1 rRNA gene is annotated in these 491 nt (G+C 43.8%); it reads left to right on the forward strand.

Annotated features, from left to right (window positions below):
• Positions 1-51 (forward strand): 16S ribosomal RNA (locus AAEZ02_RS21830); the annotation flags it as partial.
• Between the last annotated feature and the right edge of the window lie 440 nt (positions 52-491).

Below are 491 nucleotides of genomic sequence, written 5' to 3' on the forward strand. Positions count from 1 at the left end.
AAGTCGTAACAAGGTAGCCCTAGGGGAACCTGGGGCTGGATCACCTCCTTACCTATACGACTAACTCAATACCTAAAGTGCAGCGATGCATGTGAGTGTTCACACAGATTACTTGTTAACTTCTTCGGAAGTAGAGTGAAATGCGCCGCCAGCCGGCTAGTGTTGTTCTTTAACAATTTGGAAAGCTGATAGTACTAACTAAAGGCGCATAAATGACGATTCGTTGTCGTTTGTGTGATTACGTTAGTGCGAAAAATAATACTGATGCGAAAGCATTAGTATCTTGAGTTCTCAACACACTGTTTAAGTGTCTTGAATATTCTAAAAAACTAAGGCGAGTCCACTTCCTACCCGGAGGTGAGACAAGTAAAAACCAGCTGGTCATGATATGACTCAGAGGTTCACGCAAGTGAAACTCATTTGGGTTGTATGGTTAAGTGACCAAGCGTATACGGTGGATGCCTTGGCAGTCAGAGGCGATGAAGGACGTA

The sequence above is a fragment of the Shewanella sp. T24-MNA-CIBAN-0130 genome, assembly GCF_040310185.1.
Lineage (GTDB): Bacteria > Pseudomonadota > Gammaproteobacteria > Enterobacterales > Shewanellaceae > Shewanella > Shewanella psychromarinicola.